The organism is Pseudomonas sp. PA-4-8C, from assembly GCF_021606625.1.
GTDB classification, from domain to species: Bacteria; Pseudomonadota; Gammaproteobacteria; order Pseudomonadales; family Pseudomonadaceae; genus Aquipseudomonas; species Aquipseudomonas lactis.
In genome coordinates, this window is record NZ_WKCD01000573.1 from 1 (window position 1) to 843 (window position 843).

Annotated in this window: 1 pseudogene; it reads left to right on the top strand. The window is 58.0% G+C overall.

Annotated features, from left to right (window positions below):
- Nucleotides 1-718, top strand: a pseudogene (locus tag GIW04_RS31045) (esterase/lipase family protein); the annotation flags it as partial.
- Nucleotides 719-843: the final 125 nt, after the last annotated feature.

Consider the following 843-nt stretch of genomic DNA (forward strand, 5'->3'; position numbering starts at 1 on the left):
GGATTACGCCCCGGGCTGGCTGCGGCTGATTGACGAACGTGGAGCCCCGGCTATGCCGCGTCAACCGGTAAAGGATCCTTACGAAGAGATTTATCTACGCCGTGACCGCTGGTGGGGATTGTTGCGTGATGAGTGGTTGGCACCGAAGGATGGGGATCCGATCACTTGGGAGACATTTGCGATAAACATAAAGAAAGCGAGCAGCTTCCATCAACGCATTGCAGGGTCATACCACCCTCAAACCTATGTTTACTATGGCAACGACGATAAATATCCCAGCTTCGAAACCATCACCTGGGAGATGCGCCGAGGGTCTCGCCTCAACGGCCCCTATGCATCAAGCCCCGACGCCTTCACGGTGTCCAGCTTGCAAATGCCCGAGGTGCGTGACGACGGGCGAAGCCCCCTGTACGTAGGCGGGCAAGCCGAAAGTGTAATGCCCCCACGCGGTGACCCCAATGCGCCAGTAAAGACCGTACAGACCAGCTATTGGGAACTGCATTGCCGTATGCAGGACGGCGCTGGCGACGGCACCGTACCGGTGAGCTCCGGCCGCGCGCCGATCAGGCAGATCCGCCAGGGTTCTGTCCGCCAGCAAGTGCAAGCCCCAGGGTTCGATCATGAAGCGTCCTACGCCAACCCGCTCACTCAGCAATTCACCCTCTACTCCCTGATCAAGATTGCGGCGAAAGCCAAGAGGCCTCTATGCGCAGGCTGACCGTATTTTTTACATGCCTGCTACTTGGATCGGTTGCAGGGTGCACCACCTTCAAACAACCCAGTGAACAGGAGAAACAAACCGTGCACGAATTGACCAGCAACATGCGCACCTGGGCGCTGGGC